Annotated in this window: 5 protein-coding genes; 2 read left to right on the plus strand and 3 right to left on the minus strand. The window is 69.9% G+C overall.

The window, feature by feature from the left end:
- Window positions 1-81 precede the first annotated feature (81 nt).
- Window positions 82-1,731, minus strand: a complete 1,650-nt coding sequence (locus tag HR086_RS43620; protein ID WP_373564434.1) for a response regulator — start codon at window positions 1,729-1,731, stop codon at window positions 82-84.
- A 339-nt stretch (window positions 1,732-2,070) separates the two neighbouring features.
- Window positions 2,071-4,818, minus strand: coding sequence for a TonB-dependent receptor domain-containing protein (locus HR086_RS43625; protein WP_373564435.1), 2,748 nt, complete (start codon window positions 4,816-4,818; stop codon window positions 2,071-2,073).
- A gap of 308 nt (window positions 4,819-5,126) precedes the next feature.
- Here HR086_RS43625 and HR086_RS43630 point away from each other — a divergent pair, with 308 nt between their 5' ends.
- Both HR086_RS43630 and HR086_RS43635 read left to right on the plus strand, forming a co-directional pair.
- Entirely contained in the window at window positions 5,127-5,297 is a 171-nt protein-coding gene (locus HR086_RS43630; protein WP_174468596.1) for a hypothetical protein, read from the plus strand.
- Entirely contained in the window at window positions 5,294-5,527 is a 234-nt protein-coding gene (locus tag HR086_RS43635) for a hypothetical protein (RefSeq protein ID WP_141640473.1), read from the plus strand. The genes HR086_RS43630 and HR086_RS43635 overlap by 4 nt, the downstream gene beginning before the upstream one ends.
- A gap of 66 nt (window positions 5,528-5,593) precedes the next feature.
- Here the strand turns inward: HR086_RS43635 and HR086_RS43640 are convergent, their stop codons facing one another.
- On the minus strand, window positions 5,594-5,965 hold the full coding sequence (locus HR086_RS43640) for a helix-turn-helix domain-containing protein (RefSeq protein ID WP_046716786.1): 372 nt from the start codon (window positions 5,963-5,965) through the stop codon (window positions 5,594-5,596).
- Between the last annotated feature and the right edge of the window lie 409 nt (window positions 5,966-6,374).

The raw sequence follows: 6,374 nt of genomic DNA on the forward strand, positions 1-6,374 counted from the left end.
CTCCCGCATCCGGGAGCAAAGTGCACCGTGGGCGACACCCGCCACTGCCCCACGGGGCAGGAAGGCATCACACCCACCTCCTCAGTCCTGGAGCCGGGGCAGGCGCACGGTGAAGGTGGTGCCGTCCTCCTGCGAGGACACCACGTCCACGCTGCCACCGTGGCCGCGGATGATGTCCCGGACGATGTAGAGGCCCAGGCCGATGCTGCGGCTGGACTGGCCTTCCTTGAGCATGCCTCGCGTCATCGGCTCGAACAGGCGCGACATGAGCTCGGGCGGGATGGGGTCCCCACCGTTGTAGACACTCACCATCGCCTGGCCTGCCTCCGCGAACGTGCGCACCCGCACCGGCGCCTCCGGCGGGCTGTAGGCCAGCGCGTTGGAGAGCAGGTTGGTCAGCACCTGGGCGATGCGGTCCGGGTCCCATTCCCCCCGCACGTCCGGCGCCACGTCCACCTGCACGGGCCGGCCGGGGTGGGCGCCCTGCACCTCGTCCAGCACCTGCGTCACCACCTCCCGGAGGTCCGTGGGCTGCCGGTGCAGGGCGATGCCGCCGCCCAGCCGCGCCTTGGTGAAGTCCAACAGGTCGCGAATCATCCGCGCCGCGCGCTCGCTGGCCTGACCGATGCGCTGCACCGTGCGCCGCTGCATGTCGGACAGCTCGCCCTTCTTCTCCAGGAGACCCACCGACATGGAGATGGCCGCCAGGGGGTTGCGCAAGTCGTGCGACACGATTCCCACCAGCTGCTGCTCGAACTCCGAGCGCCGCCGCAGCTCCTCGTGCACGCGGCGCTCCTCGGTGATGAGGCGCACCTGCTCCAGCGCCTGCGCGCACGCGTGCGCCAGCGCGGAGAAGAAGGCCCGGTCCATCTCCGTGAACAGCCGCGCCCGCGCGAAGGACAGGCCAATGGCCCCCAGCGCCCGCCCCTTCACGAGCAGCGGCAGGGCGATGGCGGACTCGTGGATGCCGTACGCATTCAGGTGCGGATAGCGCCCCTGCCAGTCCTCCAATGAGCCCAGCCAGATGGGCCGCTGCTCGCGCACCGCCTCCGTGAGCGGCACCGGGTTGGACAGGGGGATGCGGCGCCACTTGGCCAGCACCTGCTCGGGGTAGCCCACCGCGTCCACGATTTCGAGCGCGTCCCCTTCGTCATTCAGGAGGTTCACCGCGCCCGCCTTCGCGCCCGCGGCCACCAACCCCTGCTCGAAGAGCGCGCGGCACACCTCCGCCACCGTGCTGGCCTCCGACAGCCGCGCGGTGAAGTCGCGCAGCCGGTCGATGTGGCCCGCAGCGCGGTGCGCCAGCTCGCGCGCCTCCGCTTCCTTCTGTCGCAACAGCTCCGCCTGCGCGCGCACCTGATGCTGCGCGCGGAACAGCTCCACGAAGACGGTGACCTTCGAGCGAAGCACTTCCGGCGGGAAGGGCTTCTGCAGGAAGTCCACCGCGCCGGTGGAGTAGCCGGCGACCAGCTCCGAGTCATCGCGCCCGTACGCGGTGAGGAAGATGATGGGGACGTTGCGCGTGCGCTCCCGCTGCTTGATGAGGGAGGCCGTCTCGAAGCCGTTCATCCCCGCCATCCGCACGTCCAGCAGGATGACGGCGTAGTCCTCGCGCAGGAGGAAGCGCAGCGCCTGCTCTCCGGAGGACGCCTTCGCGAGCCGCACGCCCAGCGGCTCCAGGATGGCCTCCAGCGACACCAGGTTGGCGGGGTTGTCGTCGACCAGCAGCACGCCCGGAGCTTCAACACCCACGAGGCCAGTGCTGTCGGGGGACGCGTCCGGCGACTGCGAGGCGCTCGAGCCCCCCTGAGCGCCCGCCGCGCCATGTGGGGGCGTTCCCCGCCACCGCAACCATTCCGCCATCGTCGCTATCCCTTCGTGGAACATGGAGTCTTCACCTGGATGTCGGGGCGGTCCACCGTCGAAGCCTGGGAGTGTCCATCCGACCCGAGGGCAGGCCGGCTCCCATCAACACTCCTCGGCCCGGAATCAAACCGTGCCAGCAGTCTGCTTGTCGGGGTCGCTCACGGGGAGAGACGGCAAGCGTGCGTTATCCATCACTCGCCAGGTTCAGTATCGCCCCTTCGCGCCCAGGATGGGCAGGACGATGGGCAGCCCCACGGCCTCCTTGGAGAGCGGTCGGCCGCCTCCTCCGTCGTACTCAAAGCTCACCGTCTCCTGACTGATGGTGACATTGAGCATGTCCAGGTAGGCCTCCAGGCTGAAGGTCTCGTACACCCACGACTTGGACAGGCGCACATCGAAGCGGAAGAAGGGCGGCAGCCGGTCCACGGAGTCCCGGTCCACCTTCACCCACGACGGCCTGCCGGAGCTGTCCTGTCCCGCGCGGTGGGTCTGCGTGCCCAGCGTTCCGTACTCCGGACGGCCGGTGTTGAAGTGCAGCACGCCGCCCAGGGTGACGCTGTTGGAGAACTTGTAGCTGAGCACCAGGTTGAGCACGTGGGACTGGTCGAAGGCGAAGGGCAGGTCCGCGGACGCCTCGCCCAGCACGTTGCCCTCCACGTCGTACCGGTAGAAACGCGTGCGCCGGACACTGCGCTGCAGCGTGTACGAGAGCCAGCCGAACCAGTTGTCGCCCAGCGGATGGCGGACGAGCAGCTCCAGTCCATACGCGAGGCCGTGGCTCTTGAAGTCGGGGAAGTTGATGTCGTCGCGGTTCGGGATGCCCGGGTCCTGGTCCGGCGCGGGCAGCGGGTCCGGGTCATCCACCAGGCCCTCGTCGGAGAAGGGCGTCAGCTCGATGGTCCGCACCAGCGGGTTGACGTAGACGTCCATGCCCAGCTCCAACCCCTGGAGCGCCTTCCACTCCGCGCCGAACGAGAACTGCGCGCCCTCCTGGAGCCCCAACAGCAGGCTGCCCACGTCCACCACGGGCAGGCTGATGAGTGAAGTGGGCGGCTGGTGGAACAGGCCCGCGGAGCCCTTGAGGACGAGCGAGTCGGTGAGCTGGTGACGCAGGGTGAGGCGCGGCTCCAGCGCGGTGCGGTCGATGCCCGGGGACAGGTGGTAGTTGTCCACGCGCAGCCCCGGCACCACGGACCACTTGGGAGTGGGCTGCCACACCAGCTCCGCCCACGCGCCCAGGAAGGTGGCCAGCGCCACCGGGGCGAACTCGGCCGTCTCCTCGTCCGGGTTCAGCTCGTAGAAGTCGACGATGGCGCGCTTGTGGTCCACGTCGCCGCCCAGCCGCAGGGTGACTTTGGGGTCCAGCGGCGCGGTGTAGCCCAGGCGCGCGGACCAGGTGCCCTGGTCGATGAAGACGGACGTCGCGTCGCTCGGCGGGGTGCTGCTGGTGACGGCGAAGCGGTCCAGGCCCCACGTCGCGCCGATTTCGAACTCGCCGCCGGCCAGCGGGTGGCGGTGCCGCAGGTCCACGCGGTGGAAGATGATGGACTGCAGCGCGGTGTCTCCGAACTCGTCCTGCGACTCGGAGCCGAACGTGTCCGACGAGCCGAACGCGAACAGCCGCAGCTTGCCCTGCCCCACGTCCTGCTCCACGCGCAGCTGGTAGTCCCAGAAGTCGAGGATGACCTTCGGGTTGAGGCGGCCAGACTGGGGCGGGTCCTGGAGCTTGTTGGCCGCGAGCGCGATGAGCCACGGCGTATAGGAGTAGCGGCCCGCGAGGCTGACGTTGGTGCCGGTGGAGACGAACGGCGTCTCCAGGAAGAAGCCCGCGTTGATGAGGTCCGCGTAGGCGCTGCCGTGGACGCGGTCATCGCGCGGCCTGCTGAGCCGGCCTTCAATCGCCCCGCCCAGCAGCCGCCCGTAGCGGGGTGGCGGTGAGCCCGGGAAGAAGTCGATGGCGTCGATGAAGTCCGGGTGGATGACCGCGGGGCCGAGGAAGAGGTGGAAGAGGATGGGGACGCGGATGCCATCCAGGAAGTAGCCGGTGGCCGCGGGCTGGCTGCCGCGCACCACGGGGTAGGCCACGCCGGACAACATGCTGCTCACGCCCGGCAGCAGCATGATGACGCGGAACGGGTCGCCCATGGTGCCGGGCACTTCGCGCAGCTCCGCGTCGTGCAACGTGACGCGGCTGACCTCGGTGCGCTCGCGGTCTCCTCGCACCACCGTCTCGTAGGGATTGATGACGAGCGGCGCAAGCCCGTACACCACCTCCAGCGCCTCCTGCGTCCCGAGCTCCTCGCGGAAGAGGCCGGGCTTGTGGCCGGGCGCGGACACGCGGACGCGATGTCCCCCCGAGGGCCAGCGCGCCTCGAAGCGGCCCTGCGTATCCGTCTGCACCGGCGCGTCCGGCACGCTGTCCGACACCAGCGTGGCGCCGACGACGGGGCGCCGGTTGCCCTTGGTGCGCACCAGTCCACGCAAGGTGACGGGGCCTTCGAGGCGCGCATCCTCGGCGACGACGGGCGCCTCGAAGCGGTACTCGAAGGCGAGGCGCACCGGCACCGGCTGTCCATCCACGGTGGCGGGCGAGAAGCGCAGGGACGGCGCGGCGTGCAGCGCGGCTTTGTCCAACAGCGGGTGGACGCCCCGCACCAGCGTGGCGGATTCGACCTCCCCCGCGTCGTCGACCAGCAGCTCCAGTTGGACCACGCCCGAGACACGCTCCGACGCGAGCTCGGGCGGATAGGGCGCGGGGGCGTCTCGCGTCAGCGCGGGGGGAATGAAGACGGGCTCGGCCACGCCTCCATCCGGCGTGACGACCTCCACCGCCCAGCCCGCGTCCGTGCGCGCGAGGCCGACTTCCGCCGCGGACACGCCCGCATCCGCGCTGCCTCCATCCGGCGGTGACGGAGCCTGGGCATGCGCGGGGAGCACCGGCACGAGCAGCACCAGCAGCCACACCGCGATGAGCGCGCGCGAGCCGAGTCCTCCGCGTCGCCTTCCCCGAATCGTTTCCGTCACGTCTGTTCCCGAGGGCCCCTGGATGCATGAGGCCAGGGACGGGGCAGGGTGACAAGCACCCCTCCCGCGAAGCCGTCACCCGCAGAGCAGAAGCAACCGCGAAACCTTCGACTCCGTCCCGGGTTGGACGAAGCGCACCCGCCACGTCACGCACCCGACACGAGCCTTGTCTCCGAGGGAGGGAGGACATGGGCACGGGGGCTCACCAAGTTCCCCGCACTCCGGAGCCCCGCGTCATGAGTCTTTGTCTGTCCCTGTCCTGGTGCCGGCTGGCGTCCACCGCCCTGCCGCTGTCCGCGTTTCCGCCTCGCGACGCCCGCCTGCTCTCCCTGGCTCCGCCGACTCACTCGGTGGGGGACGCGGCGGCGGCGTGGACGTGGGCTGTCGTCGGGGGGCGTGCGGAATGATCGCCCCACCGTCCATCCATGTCGTGCGCGCGCGCCTGCTCCAACTGCTCTTCGGGTTGCTGCTGGTGTTGGTGGCGCTGAGCTTGATTCCCTCGACCCCGGCCACGCTCACCGCCGAGCAGACGGCGGGGCCCCACGAGGACGCGGCCGTGCTCCGGGAGCCCGCCCGGCTCGGGACGATGGGCCCCGAGCGGTGCCCACCCGACACCCTCTGTCTTCCAAGCCGCTGAAGCACGCGCGACGGACCGCCACGCGCTGTCCGCGCCGATGGTTCCATCTCCCCGCCGCCTCCGCGCTCAGCGCTGGGGCAGGATGGCGGCGGCGACCTGGTTCACGAGCTTGAGCTGACCGCGCGACATGCGGCGCAGCGTGCGCAGGAGGCGGCGCATCTCCGGCAGGTGGTCCTTGTCCCGCGAGTCCTCCTCCCACAGCGCCGCGCCCACCGAGGCCGCCGTGACGAGCCCCAGGCCCACGTCCGCCGACAGGCGCAGCGCCAGACACAGGCGGAACAGCGTCGGCACGCTGGGCATCATCTTCCCGCGCTCCATCCGCCCATAGACCTCCGCGGCGATGCCGATGCGCTCGGCCACATCCGCCTGCGTCAGCCCCGCGCGCATCCGCGCCGACCGCGCCTCCTCGCCAACGCTCACCGCCAGGCGCCGCTCCAGCTGTTGACGCGATTGTCGGGCGCGGTCGCTCGGCCGCCCCTGGCGTGCCCGGGGTGACTTGCGGGTGGAGGCGGAACCTTCAGGGTGGGTCTTCACCGCATCAACCTTATGAGTACGGGCCGAGGCCCCGGCCTGCACAGGCACAGGCCACCCTCGGACGCGTGTCCGACAGGGCTTATAACCCAGCAAGTCATCAGGCGAAATACCGATATGCCGGGTAGTCTCCCGGTCCTCCCTGATATCGCGTCCTACCCCTCGACACACCTCTTTTCCCGTCCACCACCGCCCCCCGAATCTGTCTCTTATACAGATCTCCGAGCCCACGAGACTACGCTGCAACTCGTATGCCGTCTTCTGCTTGAAAAAAAAAAAACTGCCTCTAATTCACCAATTTTACAAACGGCCCCTA

Origin of the sequence: Myxococcus sp. CA039A (genome assembly GCF_013336645.1) — a bacterium.
Classification (GTDB): domain Bacteria; phylum Myxococcota; class Myxococcia; order Myxococcales; family Myxococcaceae; genus Myxococcus; species Myxococcus llanfairpwllgwyngyllgogerychwyrndrobwllllantysiliogogogochensis.